Annotated in this window: 26 protein-coding genes; 3 read left to right on the forward strand and 23 right to left on the reverse strand. The window is 47.9% G+C overall.

Going from position 1 to position 20261, the window contains the following annotated elements; all coding sequences use genetic code 11:
* Nucleotides 1-61 precede the first annotated feature (61 nt).
* The 15 genes from nusB to MUG84_RS05485 all read right to left on the reverse strand — a co-directional run bounded on the left by nusB (nt 62) and on the right by MUG84_RS05485 (nt 10129).
* A complete protein-coding gene (nusB, locus tag MUG84_RS05415) occupies nt 62-514 on the reverse strand; it encodes a transcription antitermination factor NusB (RefSeq protein ID WP_244721496.1) in 453 nt (150 codons plus the stop codon).
* A gap of 179 nt (nt 515-693) precedes the next feature.
* On the reverse strand, nt 694-930 hold the full coding sequence (locus tag MUG84_RS05420) for a DUF2273 domain-containing protein (RefSeq protein ID WP_244721498.1): 237 nt from the start codon (nt 928-930) through the stop codon (nt 694-696).
* Nucleotides 931-942: 12 nt separating this feature from the next.
* Nucleotides 943-1482 (reverse strand): alkaline shock response membrane anchor protein AmaP, encoded by a 540-nt coding sequence (gene amaP / locus MUG84_RS05425; protein WP_244721501.1) that lies wholly within the window; start codon nt 1480-1482, stop codon nt 943-945.
* Nucleotides 1483-1563: 81 nt separating this feature from the next.
* Complete coding sequence (locus tag MUG84_RS05430; protein WP_244721503.1) at nt 1564-1971, reverse strand: Asp23/Gls24 family envelope stress response protein; 408 nt, start codon at nt 1969-1971, stop codon at nt 1564-1566.
* A 114-nt stretch (nt 1972-2085) separates the two neighbouring features.
* The gene (gene accC / locus MUG84_RS05435) at nt 2086-3429 is read right to left on the reverse strand and encodes an acetyl-CoA carboxylase biotin carboxylase subunit (protein WP_244721505.1); all 1344 of its coding nucleotides are present in this window, start codon (nt 3427-3429) and stop codon (nt 2086-2088) included.
* Nucleotides 3430-3459: 30 nt separating this feature from the next.
* Nucleotides 3460-3957, reverse strand: coding sequence for an acetyl-CoA carboxylase biotin carboxyl carrier protein (accB, locus tag MUG84_RS05440; RefSeq protein WP_244721509.1), 498 nt, complete (start codon nt 3955-3957; stop codon nt 3460-3462).
* Between the two features lie 145 nt (nt 3958-4102).
* Complete coding sequence (locus MUG84_RS05445) at nt 4103-4930, reverse strand: SpoIIIAH-like family protein (protein ID WP_244721512.1); 828 nt, start codon at nt 4928-4930, stop codon at nt 4103-4105.
* A 45-nt stretch (nt 4931-4975) separates the two neighbouring features.
* Entirely contained in the window at nt 4976-5623 is a 648-nt protein-coding gene (gene spoIIIAG, locus MUG84_RS05450; protein WP_244721515.1) for a stage III sporulation protein AG, read from the reverse strand.
* 21 nt (nt 5624-5644) lie between these two features.
* Nucleotides 5645-6394 carry a stage III sporulation protein AF gene (gene spoIIIAF, locus MUG84_RS05455; RefSeq protein ID WP_244721518.1) on the reverse strand — a complete coding sequence of 250 codons (750 nt, stop codon included), beginning with the start codon at nt 6392-6394 and terminating at the stop codon, nt 5645-5647.
* An 18-nt stretch (nt 6395-6412) separates the two neighbouring features.
* Nucleotides 6413-7600 carry a stage III sporulation protein AE gene (spoIIIAE, locus tag MUG84_RS05460; RefSeq protein ID WP_244721520.1) on the reverse strand — a complete coding sequence of 396 codons (1188 nt, stop codon included), beginning with the start codon at nt 7598-7600 and terminating at the stop codon, nt 6413-6415.
* Between the two features lie 18 nt (nt 7601-7618).
* Nucleotides 7619-8008: a stage III sporulation protein AD gene (spoIIIAD, locus tag MUG84_RS05465; protein WP_244721522.1), complete on the reverse strand. Its 390-nt coding sequence runs from the start codon at nt 8006-8008 to the stop codon at nt 7619-7621.
* A gap of 9 nt (nt 8009-8017) precedes the next feature.
* Nucleotides 8018-8221 carry a stage III sporulation protein AC gene (gene spoIIIAC / locus MUG84_RS05470; RefSeq protein ID WP_244721526.1) on the reverse strand — a complete coding sequence of 68 codons (204 nt, stop codon included), beginning with the start codon at nt 8219-8221 and terminating at the stop codon, nt 8018-8020.
* Between the two features lie 14 nt (nt 8222-8235).
* Complete coding sequence (gene spoIIIAB, locus MUG84_RS05475; protein ID WP_244721529.1) at nt 8236-8754, reverse strand: stage III sporulation protein SpoIIIAB; 519 nt, start codon at nt 8752-8754, stop codon at nt 8236-8238.
* Entirely contained in the window at nt 8747-9757 is a 1011-nt protein-coding gene (gene spoIIIAA / locus MUG84_RS05480) for a stage III sporulation protein AA (protein ID WP_280521195.1), read from the reverse strand. The genes spoIIIAB and spoIIIAA overlap by 8 nt, the downstream gene beginning before the upstream one ends.
* Nucleotides 9758-9865: 108 nt before the next feature.
* Complete coding sequence (locus MUG84_RS05485; RefSeq protein WP_425313159.1) at nt 9866-10129, reverse strand: YqhV family protein; 264 nt, start codon at nt 10127-10129, stop codon at nt 9866-9868.
* A 198-nt stretch (nt 10130-10327) separates the two neighbouring features.
* On the opposite strand from MUG84_RS05485, the gene MUG84_RS05490 reads away from it, so the two are divergent.
* Nucleotides 10328-11044 carry a 2-phosphosulfolactate phosphatase gene (locus MUG84_RS05490; RefSeq protein ID WP_244721533.1) on the forward strand — a complete coding sequence of 239 codons (717 nt, stop codon included), beginning with the start codon at nt 10328-10330 and terminating at the stop codon, nt 11042-11044.
* 117 nt (nt 11045-11161) lie between these two features.
* Here MUG84_RS05490 and MUG84_RS05495 read toward each other — a convergent pair whose 3' ends face one another.
* The 5 genes from MUG84_RS05495 to MUG84_RS05515 all read right to left on the reverse strand — a co-directional run bounded on the left by MUG84_RS05495 (nt 11162) and on the right by MUG84_RS05515 (nt 15379).
* The gene (locus MUG84_RS05495) at nt 11162-12415 is read right to left on the reverse strand and encodes an aspartate kinase (protein WP_244721541.1); all 1254 of its coding nucleotides are present in this window, start codon (nt 12413-12415) and stop codon (nt 11162-11164) included.
* Between the two features lie 200 nt (nt 12416-12615).
* Nucleotides 12616-13173 carry an elongation factor P gene (efp, locus tag MUG84_RS05500; protein ID WP_244721543.1) on the reverse strand — a complete coding sequence of 186 codons (558 nt, stop codon included), beginning with the start codon at nt 13171-13173 and terminating at the stop codon, nt 12616-12618.
* A gap of 38 nt (nt 13174-13211) precedes the next feature.
* Complete coding sequence (locus tag MUG84_RS05505) at nt 13212-14288, reverse strand: M24 family metallopeptidase (RefSeq protein WP_244721545.1); 1077 nt, start codon at nt 14286-14288, stop codon at nt 13212-13214.
* A gap of 50 nt (nt 14289-14338) precedes the next feature.
* Nucleotides 14339-14785, reverse strand: coding sequence for a type II 3-dehydroquinate dehydratase (gene aroQ / locus MUG84_RS05510; RefSeq protein WP_244721546.1), 447 nt, complete (start codon nt 14783-14785; stop codon nt 14339-14341).
* A gap of 84 nt (nt 14786-14869) precedes the next feature.
* The gene (locus MUG84_RS05515) at nt 14870-15379 is read right to left on the reverse strand and encodes a YqhR family membrane protein (RefSeq protein WP_244721548.1); all 510 of its coding nucleotides are present in this window, start codon (nt 15377-15379) and stop codon (nt 14870-14872) included.
* Between the two features lie 129 nt (nt 15380-15508).
* On the opposite strand from MUG84_RS05515, the gene MUG84_RS05520 reads away from it, so the two are divergent.
* Together MUG84_RS05520 and MUG84_RS05525 are read left to right on the forward strand one after the other, a co-directional pair.
* Nucleotides 15509-16504 (forward strand): DUF1385 domain-containing protein, encoded by a 996-nt coding sequence (locus MUG84_RS05520; protein ID WP_244721550.1) that lies wholly within the window; start codon nt 15509-15511, stop codon nt 16502-16504.
* A gap of 4 nt (nt 16505-16508) precedes the next feature.
* Nucleotides 16509-16838: a hypothetical protein gene (locus tag MUG84_RS05525; protein ID WP_342346094.1), complete on the forward strand. Its 330-nt coding sequence runs from the start codon at nt 16509-16511 to the stop codon at nt 16836-16838.
* Nucleotides 16839-16900: 62 nt separating this feature from the next.
* Here MUG84_RS05525 and MUG84_RS05530 read toward each other — a convergent pair whose 3' ends face one another.
* The 3 genes from MUG84_RS05530 to mntR all read right to left on the reverse strand — a co-directional run bounded on the left by MUG84_RS05530 (nt 16901) and on the right by mntR (nt 20051).
* The gene (locus MUG84_RS05530) at nt 16901-17827 is read right to left on the reverse strand and encodes a patatin-like phospholipase family protein (protein WP_244721552.1); all 927 of its coding nucleotides are present in this window, start codon (nt 17825-17827) and stop codon (nt 16901-16903) included.
* Between the two features lie 77 nt (nt 17828-17904).
* On the reverse strand, nt 17905-19476 hold the full coding sequence (locus MUG84_RS05535) for a family 10 glycosylhydrolase (protein ID WP_244721554.1): 1572 nt from the start codon (nt 19474-19476) through the stop codon (nt 17905-17907).
* A gap of 149 nt (nt 19477-19625) precedes the next feature.
* Nucleotides 19626-20051 (reverse strand): transcriptional regulator MntR, encoded by a 426-nt coding sequence (gene mntR, locus MUG84_RS05540; RefSeq protein ID WP_244721556.1) that lies wholly within the window; start codon nt 20049-20051, stop codon nt 19626-19628.
* Between the last annotated feature and the right edge of the window lie 210 nt (nt 20052-20261).

Here is a 20261-nt window from a genome sequence, read left to right on the forward strand (position 1 = left end):
CCCTGTATATATGTGATAAATCGCGACTGAAAAGTAAAACGGCTAAAGCCGTAGAAAAAGCTTAAGATGGATCGTTTTTCAGCTTGTCCAGCTCGCGGATCATGTTCCCCAAAACACCATTAACAAACTTGCCGGATTCATCTGTTCCAAAGTGCTTGGACAGCTCGATCGCTTCATTGACAGCGACTTTGGCTGGCACATCGGTGGAGTACAGCATCTCAAATGCAGCTAGACGCAGAATTTGACGGTCGACTCGCGACAGACGGCTGATTTGCCACCCTTTCAAATAATTTTCGAGCAGTCCGTCGATCGCTTGCTTATGACTCCACACTCCGTTTACAAGCTTCAGCACATATGCTTTGAGCTCCATTTCATTCGTAATGACACGCTCTGTATCATTTTCCTCTGCGGCTTCATCCAGCAGCATGTTTACCGCATCTTCACTGCCAACCTCATTCATTTCCATTTGATAAAGGCTTTGCACGACGATTTCCCTTGCTAAACGTCTTTTCATTATGTTCCTCCTGAACCTGTCATAAGTGAATACTTCTTATTAGTATGGATTGATTTGTAATGTTTTTTGCATCTTGTACGGCTCTAGGTTCTTTTCACAAAAAAACCGCGATATGCTTCACCAGAAAATGGGCATTATGAAGCTGCAGCTCTTTTTTCCGGAGAAAGCATATCACGGGTTCATTTAAAAGGACGCCAGCGCTCGGAAAGCCACTGTCCCATTTCACTCCAGCGAAAAAAAGACCCTAACTGCAAATCCTTTCTTTTGCCGGCAGTATATCCTATGAACACAACCAATGCAAAGAACAACATATCCCAAAAACCCGCAAACAAATAAATAAAACCGAAAAAGATTCCGCCGGCAATGCCGGTTATCCGTCCTCTGTGACTCTCCCATATTTCCTTCCAGAGCTCCATGGAAGACCACCTCTATTCCACTCTACTCTTTATTGTTGTCGACTGGCCTACGTTAGCTATATATACAGCCACATTCGACACCGGAATGCCAGTTGTTTCCTGAAGATAATCATGGACTTGCTTTTGAATCTCCGTTGTCATGGTAGGAATAGATACATCTCCTTCAACAACTGTGCGGATCATAATCTCAAGTCCTGCCTCTCTTACTCTGATCCGTGCCTTGAGGTCCTTGGCGCCACGAATTCTGGAAGCCGCCTTCAGGCACAGGTTCTCAATCGTTTCCACTGAAATCTGAATATCCCCATACTCCGTACGCTGATCAATCGAAGGAATATCTACGCGTTCGCGACGAATGGAAATATAGAAAAAACGGAAGCTGAGCAGAAGCAAAACAGCCGCAACCACTACATAAGTGACTGTAAGCGTCGTTTGATCCATATTGATTTCCAATCCGGGAACCAGACCGCTCAAACGGAGGATGGCAAATACACTTATTATTCCGATACTCAAGCTGTAGATAAACAGCAGAAGTCTATCCAGTATTTTGGCCACGAACAGCACAGCCTCCTTAAATTAGAGTAAACCCTCGACGCATGTCGGGGGTTATTTAGCTCATTCCATATCGAACACTCTTTATTTCACTCGTTGATTGAAGTCGATATCTTCCGTTCTCTCAGCGTTTTTGAAATGAACATCATGAATTTGCACATTCACTTCGATTACGGTTAAGCCGGTCATCATCTCGATCGACCGTTTAACGTTGCGCTGGATTTCAGTAGCCACTTCCGGCAAACGCTGTCCGTATTCAATAATGACGGATACGTCAACGGCAGCCTCGCGCTGACCAACCTCCACCTTCACGCCTTTGGACAGGTTTTTACGTCCGAGCAGCTCGGCGATGCCGCCTGCAAAGCCGCCGCTCATGCCGGCAACTCCCTTGACTTCCACCGTCGCAAGACCTGCGATAACTTCAATCACTTCAGGAGCAATCTGTATTTCACCGATTTCTGTACGTTCAGACTCATTCGGTACTGTGCTCATTCATTCAACACACCTTTCAGGTAGGATGGAAACACCGATACACCCGTTAGGACACTTTTAAGATCACTCATAAATATAACATTTACGGTGAATCATGACAAACATCCTTTAGGATTATATCTCGTTTTCTTCCAAGAATTTAATATCAAAATCACCTTTATTGAACGTAGGATGCTCGAGCAGCTTCAGGTGGAACGGAATGGTCGTGTGAATACCTTCAACGGCAAACTCGGACAATGCCCGTTTCATCTTCGCTATGGCTTCTTCACGAGTAGGAGCCCATACGATTAACTTCGCGATCATGGAATCATAAAACGGAGGAATGGAGTATCCCTGATAAGCCGCGCTGTCTACCCGCACCCCTGGTCCTCCCGGAGCAAGATAGAATTGGATTTTACCTGGAGCAGGCATAAAGTTACGGTCAGGATCCTCTGCATTGATACGGCATTCGATGGAGCTGCCGTTAATGACAATATCCTCCTGAGAGAAAGAAAGCGGCTTGCCTTCCGCCACAGAAATCATTTCCTTAATCAGATCCATGCCCGTCACCATTTCGGTAACCGGATGTTCCACCTGAATCCGGGTATTCATCTCCATAAAGTAGAATTGTCCGTCCGGCCCGAGCAGAAACTCAAGCGTACCGGCTCCGGAATAGTTCACGGCTTTAGCAGCACGCACGGCTGCCTCACCCATTAGACTGCGGACCTCCTGGGACAATACCGGACATGGCGATTCTTCAACAAGCTTTTGTCTGCGGCGCTGAACCGAGCAATCTCGTTCGCCCAAATGAACCGCATTGCCGTGATTGTCAGCCATGATTTGAATTTCCACGTGCTTCATTCCGGTAAGGAATTTCTCAAGATATACCCCTGCGTTGCCAAACGCCTTTTGAGCTTCCTGCTGCGCAGCAGTAATCTGTTTGATGAGTGCAGGCTCGTCCTCTGCTATACGGATGCCCTTACCTCCGCCACCTGCAGTAGCCTTGATAATCAAAGGATATCCGATATCTCTGCCGATCATAACCGCCTGATCCAGATCCTCAACCAGACCGTCTGATCCAGGGATAACAGGAACCCCCGCCGATTTCATCGTTTGCTTCGCAACGGATTTATCACCCATCTTGTTAATTGCATCTGCAGACGGACCGATAAAAGTAATGTTGCAGGATTCGCAGATTTCTGCGAAGTCAGCATTTTCGGCCAAAAACCCGTATCCGGGATGAACGGCATCACATTCGGTAAGCGTTGCCACACTCATAATATTGGTGATGTTCAGATAACTGTCTTTGGACAATGTCGGACCGATGCAATAGGCTTCATCCGCCAAACGGACATGAAGCGCATCCTTATCCGCTTCAGAATATACAGCAACCGTGGAAATGCCAAGCTCCCGGCAGGCTCGGATGATACGAACGGCAATTTCACCGCGGTTGGCTATCAGGATTTTATGAAATTTCATGCAAGTAACCTCCCTTTCGTCATACGGTGTTTATTCCGATTTCACCAGAAACAGAGGCTGCCCGAATTCAACCAGTTGTCCGTTTTCCACGAGGATCTCTACGATTTCACCTTTGATTTCAGCCTCCAGCTCGTTCATAAGCTTCATGGCTTCAATGATGCAGACCGTGGATTTTTCATTCACTTTATCTCCGACATTGACAAATGGGCCTAATTCAGGAGATGGAGATCTGTAGAACGTACCCACCATCGGAGATACAATCTTATGTAAAGAAGGGTCGGCTGCATTCGCACCACCCGCCGCTGGCTGCTGGCCGGCATCGGCTGCTGCAGGCGGATTAACATATTGAGGCATGGCTTGCTGCGGAACCTGAAGATACTGGGCTTGTGCAGGCTGACTTGCAATCACTTCAGTTTTGTTTGCCTTGCGGATCGTCAGATGTGTTCCTTCCAATTCAATATCCAATTCGTGTACAGAGGTCTGATCGACCAATTGTATTAACTCTTTGATTTCGCTTAACTTCAACATTCACAAATCACTCCTTCAAGGGAAGCGCCTGGCTTCCGGACATACATACACATAACGATATGTATTATATCACAAACGCTAGAAATGGAAAGAGTCCAAGATCATCCCGGACTCTTTCGACGTTTTTTCTGTTTTTCCGCCACGCTTAAGGCGCCATGTATTGCACACTGACTTTATCCTGCGTGACATTCAGTTCTTTCATGACCAGCTCGACGATGCTGACAGCCTGTTTAACATCCGGCTTGTCGCTGAGAACAAGCACTTGATATTTATCGTTTTCTTGCTTCACGAGGGCATTGGCAAAGGAGTATTTTTGCTCAAGCTCTTCTTCGATGCCTTGGATTTTGTTTTCTTTTGTTTCCAGAGCCTGAAGATCTTCGCTTGCCTTGGCAGTATCCGCCGGATCTTTGCTCATGTCGTTCATTACGGCCACCAGTTCATTTTGCTTCTTCAGATTGTCTTGCGTACGTTGGAAGAGGTAGGATTCAATCTGACTCGCACTTGTGCTTTTTTGAGAAGCCACTTCTTTCAGCACTTCATCGTCACTTTTACCGGCCTTTGCTGTTGTTTTTCCATCGGATGTTCCGGCTGTTTTACCTGTGGAAGCTGTCTTGTCGGTTGAAGTCTGATCTTTGGTATCTGTTTGGGCTGCAGTCTTGTCTTGGTTTTCCTTGGCTGCGTCCTTACCCGTATTTTTAGCCGTATCGGTGGCAGCTTTGTTTGCGTCTTTGCCAGCAGCGTCATTCACTTTACCGTCCGTAATAACTTCTGTAACCTCGACTCCGTTTTCCGTCTTCGTTGTCCCTGAAGCAGTCTCCTTAGCTGATGTTTTATCCGTAGTTCCCACCTGCTGACTGTCGGCCACCTGGTTCTTGGAAGAACCCGAGTCTTCAGTAAACAGGTAGTAAGCCGAAAGCACAACCATCAAGCTCAGCATTGATACCAACCAAATCGTTTGTCTTTTACTGTTCATTCTTTATATCCTCCTCAAAATTGAACTCATTTTATTGAAATCAGCTTACCCCTGCTTACGCGGCACAACCGATATGCGGTAACCCGGCACATTCAGCCCTTTTTCCACCGCATCGACGATTAGTTCCTTGACGATCTCGTTTTCTGCTCCTTTGGCGACTACCAGCACGCCGCGGATTTGCGGCTTTACCCTTTTGGTAATGATCGGAGTTTGAGTTCCGGACTGCTCATACGTAACGACTTCCCCGTCCCGCGTGTATTGTGTGGTATGGCGTTTGCCCCCGTTTGCATCGTTCTCATCTGATTGCTGCTGGGAGTCCTTGATATTTCGCTGGTATATAATTTCGTCTGTGGAGTCTACCGTTACCATGATATCGACCGTGCCTACACCCACAATTTTTTCCAGTATGCCCTTCATCTTATCCTCTGCCGTTTGCTCGATGCTGCTGAATGCGTTCGCATCTCCAGCGTTATTCTGGAAAGTTTCCTTGGATGCGGATGCTGCTTCTGACGGCGGTTCCCTTCCTATATTTTCGTTATCCAGCTTCTTCACATTGACAAAGGAGTTGAACAGAACGATCGCAACCCCGATCAGCCCCACAATGATGAGCCAGCGAAAAGTGTTGATCCTTTTACCGCCACCCTGTCCGCCACCGCTGATCCATTGTTCCAGTTTCTTGAACCATTTCCCCACTTTTTGTTCACCTCGTTTTGTTTAAAGCTTCCGGCCTACCGTAGAGCCGTTCTGAATGATCACCATTTCCGGTTCCAATCCCCAAGTGTTACCCAGCATTTTCTTAATGGCTTCCGCTTGTTTTCCCTGAGCGCTCTCATGCTCCTTCGTACCAGATGCCTTGGAGGATGAGTCTTTGGTGTCTTCCGCGTCCTGAGTTGAATCGATGTTAACCTGGATCTGTACTGGCGAAACAGGCTCAATCTGGATCTCATTGGATGATGACTGACCGTCATTAGCACCCTTTGCAGGGGCATCCTCTTCCAGCGGCAGAACAACCGTCACAGCTTTGATATATGGATTCTGAGCAGCTCCCACGGCTGACTCTCCCGCCTGCATTGCCAGGACAACCTTGACTTCAGCCACGTTCTGGCCGATTTGCTTGCGGATTTGGTCTTTCATCTGAGCGGCAATTTCTTGTGCAGCCCATTCCAGTGATTGCTTTTGCTGTTGACTTTTCATCTGCTCAGCCTGTGCCATAATCTGCTTCAGACTACCTTTACTGCTTGCTGCCTGGGTCTGATTCAGTTTATTGAAGGCATCGGCGAGTCTAATGTCAGCCGCTTCCGTGAGTAGTTTCATCAGCGGGCTCAGCAGAGTTACCAGGATCAACAGGCTTAATACCAGCTTCACGTAACGCTCCATGGACCGGCTCGGAAGGATGAGATCCACGAAAGAGGCCAGCAGCACCACCATGATCACTTCCTTGAGCCATCCACTCAGCCAGGTCATTTTCGATAGCCCCCTTCCTTACCTCATCATGACAGTCACATTGCCGGCCGTAAGCATGATCGTGATCGCCAGAAAGAACATCAGGCCGACCGCAGCCAGGGCCGCAAAGACATACAGCATGCTTTTGCCAATGGTTTCAAGACAAGTCGTGATCGGCGAGTCACCCAGAGGCTGCATGATGGCGGCAGATACGTTGTAGATCAGGGCGAGAACCAATATTTTAATGGCCGGGAAGGCACAGAGGAAAAGGATGATGATGACACCGACCAGCCCGATGGAGTTTTTAATGAGCAGTGAAGCCGAAATGACGGTATCTGTTGCATCTGCGAACATTTTACCAACAACCGGGATAAAACTTCCTGAGACATATTTGGCTGCTCTGATGGTGACCCCGTCGGTAATGGAGCTCGTAATGCCCTGAACCGAAATGACTCCGAGAAAGACCGTAAGCAGTACTCCGAGGAACCCTACGCTGATGTTGCGCAGCAAGCTCGCCATCTGTGTCAGCTTGTACTTGTCGGACAAAGAACTAACCAGGTACAGCACCGCCGAGAAAAACATGAGCGGAAAGATCAGGTTATGGATTAGGGTTCCGACGGTGTTAATCATGAAAATAATTAGCGGATGCGTGACCGACACGGTGACCACATTACCCATCGATGCAAGAAGCGCAAACAGCAGCGGCACCATGGCCAGCATAAAATCAATCATGCGATCGATCGCTTCCTTCGCATATCCGATGGCAACGTTGAAGCTGTTAATGGCTAGTACAATGATGACCATGTAACAGAGCGAGTACGCCACCTTGCTGACGGTCTTTCGTTCAAAAGCCGACTGCAGCGTCTCTAGAATCATGCTCATGATGCTCAGCATCACGATGGTGACGAGCAGCTTCCCGTTGTAGAGCACTTCATGCCACATAAAGGAGCCAAGGGCTGAAAAAACATTTTTGATGTTGAAGCTTTCGCCTCCGGGAAGCAATATATCCATAAAGGAAGGTACTTTCTGATCCGGAAAAAACCCTCCGTAATCTTTCATCAGGTTATCCCAGTAAGACTCCACCTGATCCTTCGGCAGCACTTCCGCCTGCTGCTTGATCCACTGGTCCGCTGGAGAATCGGCAAACACCCTTGTCACACCCACCAGCAAAAACAATATTAGAAAAATGACCAAATGCCGTTTATCCCGTCGTTGTTGTCCTAGCATGGGCAATCTCACTTCCTTCTAAGAAGGCAGCAATTTGAGCACTGTTTCAATGATGATGCCGATAATCGGTACCGCGAGCACCATGATCAGTATTTTGCCGGCCAGTTCTATTTTTGAGGCTATGTTTTCCTGCCCCGCATCCCGCACCACCTGGGCTCCAAATTCAGCGATATAGGCAATGCCGATAATCTTCAAGATGGTCTTCAAATAGATCATCTCCACGCCGGAGGACCTTGCCATCCGTTCTAGTTCCGTAATGATGATGCTGATCTTTCCCATCAGAAACATGAAGATCAAAATGCTTGTTGCGACAGCAAGCAGAAAGGCAAACATAGGCTTTTGCTCTTTCACGATGAGAATCAGTATCGTTGCTATGAGTCCAAGACCCACCACCTGAATAATTTCCATATGCAACCCCTACTGGAACAGAAAAATGGTTTTGATCTCCTGCAGCAGGTTATCGAGCAGCCGGACGACCATGAACAGCACCACGACAAAGCCGATGACCGTCACCCAATGAGCCATATCCTCTTTTCCCATTTGCTTGAGCACCGTGTGAATCATCGCAATGATGATGCCGATTCCCGCAATCTGGAAAATTGCGTTCACTTCAATGTTCATTCCTTGGCACCTCGCTAAAAGATCAAAATGACGATCAATGCTCCAATCAACAGGCCGAGACTTCTGCTGATTTTTTCGTATTTCGCCTGCTCGTCTCTAGCCACGACTTCTTCATGCTTCAACTGCTGAGCGGCCAGGGCAATGTGCTTGATCTGATCCTGCCTGTCACTTGTCCCCAGCGTGAAGCTGAGCTGATGGAGAATGTCGCGCTCCGGCGTTTTCATCGCGGTCCGCTTCCAATTCTCGTGCAGGGAACGCTGGATGCTTTCCTGGGCGGTGATTCCGCCTCCCGAGGCCATATGACCAGCTGCACTCTTGAAAATGTGTTTAAGCGGTTCTCCCAGCTGATCAGACATTTTCCGGAATGCTTCTGGAAGGGGAGTAAAACCGTACGAAATTTCGGTTTCAAGTCTCTGCATCGCAAGGATCAGTTCCCGGATCTGCCTCGGTCTCGCCGCGAACCGGGACGCTTGATGAAATCCTGCGAGCGTTCCCGAGAGTAAAATCAGAACCGCTCCAATCAGCTTAAGCATGGTGCGTTTCCCCCTTTACCCTCAGCTGAAGCACTCGCAACTGGCGGTCCATTAGGCGGAAAGTTGTTCTGCCGCTGCTCCGCTGCAGGAGTACATACATCTCAAACATGCGGTTATCCATGAGTTTCTGCATGGCCGGACGGCTATGAAGCTCTTCCGGCCCGCTGCCGTGGGCTGAGGCAATGACAGATATGCCTGCATGCAGCGCTTCGGTTACCGCCTCTGCATCCTCTTCCCTTCCAATCTCATCTACGATCAGCACATCTGGCGACATGGACCTGAGCATCATCATCATGCCTTCGGCTTTGGGGCAAGCATCCATGACATCCGTTCGCGGTCCAACATCAAAGCTTGGCACGCCATGAAGGCTTCCGGCAATTTCCGAGCGTTCATCAATGACCCCAACCTTCATTCCAGCATGCTTAACCGGGGAAGAACCCAGAGACCCGCTGCTGATTTGTCTCGTCAAATCTCTAAGGAGCGTTGTTTTGCCATGCTGTGGCGGCGATAGGATAAGCGTATGCTTCATCCTCCGTTCCTTTTCGTCGTACAGAAAGGGGAGGATGTCGTTCGCCGCTCCTTGGACCTCCCTTGCGATCCGGACATTAAAGCCGCTGATATCCCGGATATGCTCGACCCTGCCATTCGACAAAACCGTTCTCCCGGCAAGTCCGATACGATGTCCGCCAGGTACTGTAATGAAGCCTTTGCGCAGCTCTTCTTCCAGGGTATATAAGGAGTGATTGCTGATAAGATCAAGAATTCTGCGGCAGTCATCCCGTCCGGGCCTGTACGCCTTGTCCTTTTCCATAGTGAGCAGTCCTTGTCCAGTTACGAAGCGGTGCCCGCCTGATTCATTCACTTCCAGCGGCCTACCTTCGCGGATGCGTACCTCCTCTACCCTCCCGAGATATTCAGGGGGCAACTCGAGGAGCATGGACTTGATCCGGTCCGGAAACAGCTCAAGCCAGTTTAGATTGGTAATACGACCACCCCCAAGCAAGCTGTCCTTTCTCTTAACCCGAGTGAACCATGTGAGTGATAATCTATTAGATGTTTTTGATACCTCATGTTTATGCTTGTACTTCGAATTTATGACGACCCTAATCTATCATTTTTTTAAAATTCCGATTAAGAGACAGGATACCCCGACAAAGACCCATGCAATCTTTCCCCATGACAGCTTGTCGGCCAGTCCAATAAGACCGATTGAGGTCGTTAATATAAGCACTGTAGGACCTACAAGAGCCAGCAATGAATTTATTGCGAGCGCCTTATCGACTTGAGCGAGTCTCAACATAAACAGGGCTGCCGCTATTTCGATTCCGCCGGAAAGCATGCGGAGGGTAGCCATACTGATCACGAACTTGTCCACGGAAGAAACCTCCTAACAAAAGAAATGTGCATCTTCTATATAGATATGCTCCAATCTCTCTTTTTAGATATATTTTAGAAGAAACGTTTGGAACATTTCCGTCCGTGCTGCATATATTAGCTGTAAAATTACCAATCTCTGCAGGTTTTCATGATGATAGAGATTCGAACATAAAGTGGCTTAAGGAGGATTTAATCCATGCGGGTGGACGTGATTGCTAATGTGGACGATATTAGATCAGAGGATTTTATACAAAAGAGCGCTGTTGTGATTGATGTCCTGCGGGCAACAAGCACGATGATCACGGCGCTTGCCAAGGGCGCATGCGGCCTGCTTCCCGTAGAAACTGTTCCTGAGGCCCAAAGTAAACGCAGCGAACATACCTTTGTCGGCGGAGAGCGCTATTACAAGAAGATTCCGGGATTTCAGGCCGGTAACTCCCCTCACGAATACATGACTGGGGAGATTATGGGCAAGCTGGTGGTTATGACGACCTCTAACGGGACCCGTGGTCTTCTGAAATCGCAGCGGGCTTCCCGGCTGCTGGCCGCTTCCTTCATAAACGGCACGGCCTGCGCTTCTGCGCTGACAGCTTTTGAACGAGACGTCATCCTGCTCTGTGCAGGCTGTAAAAACGAATTTTCGCTAGAAGATGGATTATGCGCGGGCATGATCATTGATGCCATGGAATCGAAGTTCAACCGGACGCTTCGGCTTAATGATTTGGGATTAGCTATGAAGCTTGCCTACCAGCAATGCAGTCATAAGCTTTATGAGACTATAATGGAGGGCTCATCCGCCAAACAGCTTGTCAAGCTTGGATTCGCCCATGACGTGGAATACTGTACGGGCCTTGATACCGTGCCAGTGGTGCCCATTGCCAAAAGCGAACTGATCCTAACCCCACTCTACTGACGGTGCACCGTCCTTGTTTTCATAGAGAAACCGTATGAATCTAAGCAAAAACCAAAAAAGCCTGAAGCGTGCAGCTTCAGGCTTTCTTTATAACCATATATAACTTGCTAAAAGAAATTAGCGTCTATCCTGCGGTCCGCCAACAAAAACGTGAGCATCGGTGTCCAGGTTATAGGCGGTGTGCAATGCTTTGACCACTTGTTCAAAATTGCCGTTTTCAATCACGCAGGAAGTTTTGATCTCTGATGTGCTGACCATTTTAATGCTGACGCCCTGTTTGGAAATCACATCGAACATTTGAGCGGCAACACCCGGATGGCTGATCATGCCGGCTCCGACAATGGAAACCTTCACCAGGTTGGTTTCGGAAGTTACATCACGATACGGGAGTTTGGACTTCAGACCATGAATGACCTGAAGCGCTTGCTCGCTCTCGGATAAGGATGTCGTAAAGGAGAAATCCGCCTTGCCGTCCTGCACGCCGCTCTGTACGATAATATCTACGTTGACTGAAGCCTCGGCGAGTGCACCAAATACCTGAGCCAGAACGCCCGGAATATCCTCTACACCAAGAATACTGATTCTTGCCACATTTTTATCATATGCGATGCCGCTTACTACTACTCCCTGTTCCACGCTTGTTTCCTCCTTAACCGATGTACCTTCGTTATAGTTGAAGCTGGATCTGACAACCAGATGCACCTTGTGGTGCTTGGCGTATTCTACTGCCCGCGGATGCAGGACAGCTGCGCCCAAATTGGCCAATTCCAGCATTTCATCATAAGAAATTTCCGTCAGCTTACGGGCGCATTTCACGATTCGCGGATCCGTCGAATAAATACCGTCTACGTCCGTATAAATCTCGCAGACATCAGCCTGGATGGCTGCTGCGAGCGCAACCGCTGTCGTATCCGATCCCCCGCGTCCAAAGGTCGTTATTTCTCCATCCTCGGTCATACCCTGGAAGCCGGCCACAATGACGATTTGATTGTCCTTCAGGGCGGACTGAACACGCTCAGGTAAAATATCGGTAATGCGTGCTTTGCCATGCACAGGCTCTGTACGGAATCCAGCCTGCCATCCGGTCAGCGAAACGGCACTGCGCCCCAGCTGGTGAATGGCCATGGACAACAGAGACATTGAAATCTGCTCCCCTGTCGTCATCAACATATCCATTTCCCGTGCCGGAGGCTCCGGGTTCAGAAGCTTCGCCTGATCGATCAGATCGTCCGTAGTGTCTCCCATCGCGGAAACTACCACAACACATTGATGTCCTTCATCCTGCTTTTCAACGATGCGTCTGGCGACGCGCTTCATGCGCTCCGTATCTCCAACAGAGCTGCCTCCGAATTTCATGACGTACAGTGACAACTTCGATTCACTCCCCACTCAATATGCAAATGACTATTTTTACGCTTTAAACTAGTATAATACGAAAGCCCACCGGAGAGGTAGACTTTTTTTGAGCTGAGGCTATGTATATCAGGGGATTTTCTTACTTAAAAAAATTCCCCTCACTTGTCCGTGAGGGGAATACGAAAGTTCACAGTGCTTCTTTCCTGAGGAAAAAACTATGCGCGGGAGATGTATTTTCCTTCACGAGTATCGATCAGGAGTACATCGTCTTCATTGATGAACAGTGGAACCTGAACGTTCAGGCCGGTTTCAACCTTCGCATTTTTGGTAGCGCCTGTTGCCGTGTTGCCTTTGATTCCAGGCTCGGTTTCAACTACTTTCAGCTCAACGCTGGTTGGAAGGTTGATACCCAGGATTTCGCCTTGGTAGCTGACAATGTTTACGTTCATGTTTTCTTTCAGGAAGTTAAGCTCCCATTCCAGCTGATCGCTGTCCAGAGTGAACTGGTCATAGGTTTCGTTATCCATGAACGTATGCTCTTGGCCGCTAGCATAAAGGTAAGAAACACCGCGGTTTTCGATGATCGCACGGCCGATAGTTTCACCAGCACGGAACGTACGTTCAACGGTATTGCCGTTACGAAGGTTTTTCAGCTTGGAGCGCACGAATGCAGCACCTTTACCTGGTTTTACGTGTTGGAAATCAAGAACGGTAAAAATATCGCCTTCCACTTCTACCGTCAATCCTGTTTTAAAATCGTTTACTGAAATCACAAAAATGCCTCCTAAAAATAAAATATATATTGCGTTAACTACACCGGCAATACGGTAAATTCCTTCGACGAATGCGTCAATACAGCATTTCCCGTCTCCGTGATCACAATATCATCTTCAATACGTACACCGCCAAGGCCAGGAATGTAAATACCGGGCTCTACGGTTACAACCATTCCAGGCTGCAGAATATCATCGCTCAGCTTGGAGAGACGCGGATTTTCATGTACTTCCATGCCAAGACCATGTCCTGTGCTGTGGCCGAACATGTCACCATATCCGTACTTCGTAATAATGTCCCGTGCCAATGCATCAGCTTCACGGCCAGTCATACCCGGCATAATGTTCTCAAGAGTATGTAACTGGGCCTCAAGAACAATGTCGTAAATTTCTTTCAGCTTGGCATCAGGCTCACCAATGGCTATGGTGCGGGTCAGGTCAGAGCAGTAGCCGTCAAGCAAGGCACCAAAGTCAAAAGTAATGAGCTCATTGCCCACAATAACGCGTTCACTAGCCACGCCATGCGGCATAGCGGAACGTTCGCCCGAGGCGACAATGGTGTCAAATGAGGAGCAAGTGGCACCGTGGTGGCGCATATAGAATTCCATCTCCAGATCGACTTCACGTTCGGTCATGCCCGTCTTAACAAAGCCGAGAATATGTCTGAAAGTATCATCGGCCAGATCTGCAGCTCTTTGCATGATTTTCAATTCTTCTGCATCTTTAAAGATACGCAGCTGCTCTACAAGTCCCGATACCGGTACCAGCTCGACTGGCTTAAGCTGTTCAGCATAAGCGCTGTAAGCTGCGAAAGATACATGATCCTGTTCAAATGCAACCTTGCTGATATTGGCAGACGCCAGCAGTTCCTTCACTGTATCCGTAAACCGCTGTGCATGCTCGACAACCTTGAAATCCTTCGCCTGCTGCGGCGCCTGGGTCATATAGCGGAAGTCGGTCAGCAAATATGCGTCGTTCATGGTAACCAGCACATAACCTGAAGAGCCTGTAAATCCGGTCAGATATCGGCGGTTGATCGCACTTGTTACGAAAAGTGCCTCCACATTTTTTTGCTGCATCGCTTCACGCAATTTAAGTACACGATGGTTGCTCATAGCTTAACGTCTCCTCTCTCTTCACAGCTTCATCCGGAAGAGGCAGCGACCTATTGTCCCTGACTTTCCAAGTGGCGAAGCAGGGCAATCAATCCCAGCTCATAGCTGACGGCACCGAATCCTGCAATTTGTCCAACAGCTACCGGAGCAATGACCGATGTATGACGGAACTCCTCCCGTGCATGGATGTTGGATAAGTGCACTTCGACCGTTGGTATCCGGACAGAGCTGATCGCATCCCGCACTGCATAGCTATAGTGAGTGAGCGCGCCAGGATTCAGTACAATACCGTCGGCATGGCCAAGTGCGCCATGGATCCGGTCGATAATGTCGCCTTCATGATTGGATTGATAAAATGTAACAGATACACCCAAAGCTTCAGCCTTTTGAAGCAAGCCTTCCTCAATTGCCTGCATGCTTTGAGAGCCGTATACACCGGGCTCCCGAAGCCCGAGCAGATTCAGGTTCGGTCCGTTGATCACCCATATGGTTCTCAAAATGGCAGTCCCACCCTTATCGTAAAATAACCATCTGCTATTTTAACATAGGGGATGTCCACTTGAGAAGTTTTTTTGCGCGCTTCAGGCCTTTGCTTGATTCGGTTCACGCAAACGCTCATCGTTAAATTCGACGGAGACGGTGTATCCGATAAACAATCCCCAGAGAATATACAAGCAGAATTCGCTGACAATGCTATTCCAATCGAGCTGACCAATCGGCTTCATCATATGAAGTGGCGGACCGATGATGACGAAAATGATGCACCACCAAACTAACCCGTACAGGATTCCCGGCCAAGGACCTTTCTTTTTCCGGAACAGGAACACGTATATTATGGATGCGATCGTCGAGAAAGCGATAAAAAGCAGCCAGCCTGCAAGCTGCCCGGCTCCGCTTTTTAAAAACGAATGATTGAAAAAAGGTTCTCCGAGATACCCCGGAATGACCTTCGTGAAATGAAACGTATAGAAAACCCAGTGAATGAACCCCCAGAACAATCCTGCAAAAAATCCGAGTTCAAGCGCAAATGCAAGCGGATTCGTATGTCCTTGCTGGGACTTTTGACGAGCAACAGCGGCCTGTGTTGTCATTTTCTGAAGTCTCCTTTTGTTTTCCTTAGTATGTACATTTCGTCCACAGCTAAACCAACTAGAAATTGAACCGGAAATTAGATACAATATAATTATTCAAAACACATTATTTCAGGGAAGGTGAACTGGTTGTCGCAAGAATCAAAAACTGTCAGCTACGGCGGCCAAGCTGTTATTGAAGGCGTTATGTTTGGCGGCAAATATGTCAATGTGACAGCCGTACGCAGGAAGAATCAGGAAATTACATTTTTGGAAGTGCCAAAGAAGGATAAGAATTGGATTCGCAAGCTGCGCAAGGTACCTTTACTGCGGGGCATTGTCAGTATTATAGATTCGAGCGCCAAGGGAGCGAAGCATTTGAACTATTCGGCTGATGCTTACGCGGACGATTCGCTTGAACCCGAAGAGCGCGAAAAGTTGAAAGAGAAAGAGGAATCCAAGTGGAGCCTCAGCATGATTATCGGCGTTGCCGCCGTGGGCGTTCTCTCCTTCTTGTTCGGTAAGCTCGTGCTGACGCTTCTGCCCGTATTTATAGAAAATTTTCTCTTCGGAGAAAAGTTTGACAACTACATTGTTCATAATTTTATTGAAGGAGTCATCAAACTCCTGGTGCTTTTAGTCTATTTATGGGCCATATCCCAAACATCCGTCATTAAACGGTTATTTCAGTATCATGGTGCGGAGCATAAGGTAATCAGCACCTTTGAAGCCGGTGACGAATTAACGGTCGCAAACGTACAAAAGCACAGCCGTCTCCATTACCGCTGCGGAAGCAGCTTCATGATGCTTTCGATTGTGCTGGGCGTCATCATCTATTCCTTTGTCCCTTGGGATGATATGACTCAGCGTGTGCTTCAGCGGATTATTCTGATCCCCGTCGTGCTCGCCATTTCATTTGAGTTCTTGAAACTAACCAACGCTCTCAGAGAGGTTCCTGTCCTTCGCTATCTCGGTTATCCGGGGCTTTGGCTGCAGAAATTGACTACCAAAGAACCTAGTGATGATCAGGTGGAAGTATCAATTGCCTCCTTTAAGCGTATGCTTGAACTTGACGCGCAGATGGAAAATGCGCCTGCCTCTAATGAGCCTGTCAGAACTGGAGTCTTGGATCCCCTGAAAGGATGAGGTTATGATGATAAGGCATGCTCTGATCTTTTGGATTACAATGGTGCTTGCCGTGCTTGGGGTTATAGACGATGTTATGTTTAACCATTTCGCACGTCTCGTTAGTTTGATTGTTCCAATTCTTGTGTTTGGCGTGATTCTGGGGCTTTACAAATATTCAGCCTCACGCTACACCAAGAAGCCTAAGGTGAAAGTTAAACCTTCAGCACGCACCATGGAAAAGGTAGCCGCGGCCAAACGGCCGCAATCAGCAGGAAAGCGGAAACGTTATCCCTTTCAGGTCATTGAAGGCTCCAAAGGAAAAAATGATGACCAGCAGCCGAAATATCATTAAATTACAACGAATATAAAAGGCGTTTATTCCTTCCATCCGGAAGAGATAAACGCCTTTTATATTCATACTTTAAATCTCGCAAAAAATTTCCTCCCTGCCTGAACCCCTGATTCATACAGCTCCTTACTTTTCTCCGGCGTGATATGAAACTGCGTCGTTCCGATACCCAGTGTCGGAATTTTAATCGTTCTGAACAGGTTCACCTTTTCAATATAACGTTCGTCATGGGCAGACAGCATGGTTTCAAACATGGCTTGCAGCATGCTGATGTGCCCTCTAATCACATGGGGACTTCCCGAGCTGCGCCCTACCATCTGGAATCCGATGGTCTGTATTGCCTTATGGCCTGGAATAGCCTCCGCAGCTGTATCGTCAAACAGCCATAAAGGAAAATTGCTGAGCAGTCCACCATCCACGACATAAACAAATTGATCTTTGAAGGACTTTCCACGTGCGGCCGCTCCACACATTCTTAATATGACCGGATCAAAAAAATAAGGAATACTTGTGCTCATGCGGATCGCCTTGGAAACTGCAAAGGCTGCCGGATTAATGCCCAGCTTGATCAAATCATCCGGAAGTACAAGGATCTTGCCGTTCGTGATGTCAGAAGCGATAATCATCAGCTTTCCGGGCGTGATGTCCGAAAATGTGCGGATGCCTTTGCTTCTTAGAATATTATGAATCCATAATTCCAGCGCTTCACCTGAATACAATCCTTTTTTGATAAAAAGCCGCACCGCCGGTCCAATAATTTTAACATTAAATATAGGTGCCCTATGGAGAAAGGAAGTAAACGGCGTTGTTCTGACAATTTCACTCATTTCGTCCGCCGAGAACCCTGCAGCAAGCAGCGCGGCGACGATAGACCCTGATGAGGTTCCTGCAACTCTGTTAAAAACCACTCCCGATTCCTCGGCCGACTTTACCGCACCCGCAAGCGAGATCCCTTTAACGCCGCCGCCCTCAAAAACCGCATTGATGAGCATACAAAAAACCCCCGTCCTCATCTACTCAAAATAATGTATGAGAACGGGAGTCGATTCATGACTCGTTATAATTGTATTTATTGCTGATAATATGCGGTAAGTGCCGGAATAAGTCCGAGTGGATTATTAATCAGGTTCGTCGCTCTAAAAAAGATATTACCTTTAATGTCCGGGTATTTTTCATTGTATTTCAGCTGGTTGATGATCTCCTGCGAGCTTTGCCATCCTACTTCCGTCGTACCTAGCTTGTATGCAGCTTGGCCGATGTAAAGGTCTACGCCTGTGCCTGCAACTTCAGCAGCCCACCAATCGACGAGCTTGTCGTATTGTGCGGCTTTAAAGGACATGCTCCAATAAATTTGTGGAGCCACGTAATCAACCCAGCGGTTCTGTATCCATGTTCTTACATCCGCGTAGTTGGTATCATAGGCTGTCACACCTGCTCTCGTGTCTGAACCCGTCGGATCCGTAGATTTGTTGCGCCATACGCCGAACGGGCTGATGCCGAACTGCACTGAAGGCTTAGCCGCATGAATCGATTTGCCAAGCTGCTGCACGAACTTGTTCACATTATCTCTACGCCAATCGGCTTTTGAAAGACCGGCAGTGTTGTAGGTTTTATAGGTACTGTCATCATTAAAGGTTCCGCTATATGGATAGAAGTAATCATCCAAGTGAACACCATCAATGTCGTATTTTTTAACAACTTCCATGATGACATCGATGATATGCTGGCGTGCCTCCGGAATCCCCGGATTAATAATCAGCTGGTTATTAACCGGTACAATCCAATCAGGGTGTTCATTAACGACCGAATTTGCAGCGAGCTTTGATTTATCCGTATCCATGCTTGCCCGGAACGGGTTAAACCAGGCATGGAACTGCATGCCTCTCTTGTGAGTCTCTTCAATCATGAACTCCAGTGGATCATAACCCGGATCTTTACCTTGTGTGCCTGTCAAATACTTGGACCATGGGACCAGATCCGATGGATAGAATGCATCACCTGCAGGACGTACTTGAACGAATACGGCGTTTATTCCCATCGCCTTCAGCTTATCCAGCATAGTGGTGAACTCCTGCTTCTGCTTATCTATGTTTCCCACGGCTTTCGCGGACGGCCAATCCAGGTTGGTAACGGTAGAGATCCATGCACCATGCAACCCTTGCGGCTGCTTCGGATCTGGTATGTAAGAGTCCGACAGTAATGCAATGCTTTTGGCTTGCTGGTTCCACAGCACCTGCATTCCCAGATTTTCACTTATGAATCGAATCGGAACCATCACTCTGCCGTTTGTGATCTGTACCGTTGCATCCAAATTCACAGAACTGCCGTTCACCAGTGCTGTTTTTTTACCGTTTGTCAGCGACATGGATGTGCCGTCGTGGGCAATATTGACGGTTTTCGTCGCTTGCTGCCAATCGACCGATGCTCCAATACCTTCACTGATCACGCGAAGCGGTACCATGGTGACGTTTACCTTAGGTATGATATAGGGAGCAACATCCGTGTTAATCTGATTTCCATCCAAGGTTATGGTGATGGATTGCTTCGAAGTTTCCGCTTGAACAGAACGACTGGTAACAGGTAAAAGCAACAGGAACACGAGTGCCAGGGTCATCCATTTGTGAAACTTCCAAAACCTCATTCTATGAATCCTCCAAAAATGATAGATTTGCAGGCATAGAGAACCGCAGCCTAAGTTAGGGCCTGCGGTTATGCCGCATAGGGTCTTACAAGCCTTTCCTCTTGAGAAACGAAGAGGCATCCGTCTCTTGGAAGGGACAGATGCCTGTTTTACGAATCGCCCACTAGTTCATTGTGAATATTCCGCAAATCTTGAAGACGCTTCTCATCCCGGCGGAAAAACTCTACAAGCGTTTCAATGTGCGTGATGGAATCCCAGCTCAAGTGATGCTCAATTCCTTCAACATCCGTGTAGATATGCTCATCAGACACGCCAATCATCGTCAAAAATTCTTCAAGCAGCTTGTGGCGGTCTACCAAACGTTTACCCATTTTTTTGCCTTTACTGGTGAGAACAAGACCGCGGTACTTCTCATAAATAAGGTACTCGTCCTTGTCCAGTTTTTGAATCATTTTGGTAACCGATGAAGGATGAACCTCCAAGCCTTCGGCAATATCCGAGACACGAGCATATCCTTTTTCGTCAATCAGCTTGTAGATCCGCTCCAAATAATCCTCCATGCTGGGCGTTGGCATCTTCTTCCCTCTTTTCTCTTTTTAAGCATGAATCATGGAACCAAAATACCTGCTCTTGTAATGATACATGTTTCCAAGAGGACTTGGCAAGTCCTGCCGGGAAACCTTCCTTTCCCATAACCGGTGCACAATCCGCCACACATAATAAATAGGAAAGAAAAAGCTGCAGTTAACTCTGCGAGACCGAGCCAGGTGTTTGTGCCGGACCTT

Origin of the sequence: Paenibacillus mangrovi, from assembly GCF_022898935.1 — a bacterium.
GTDB lineage: Bacteria > Bacillota > Bacilli > Paenibacillales > Paenibacillaceae > Paenibacillus_AQ > Paenibacillus_AQ mangrovi.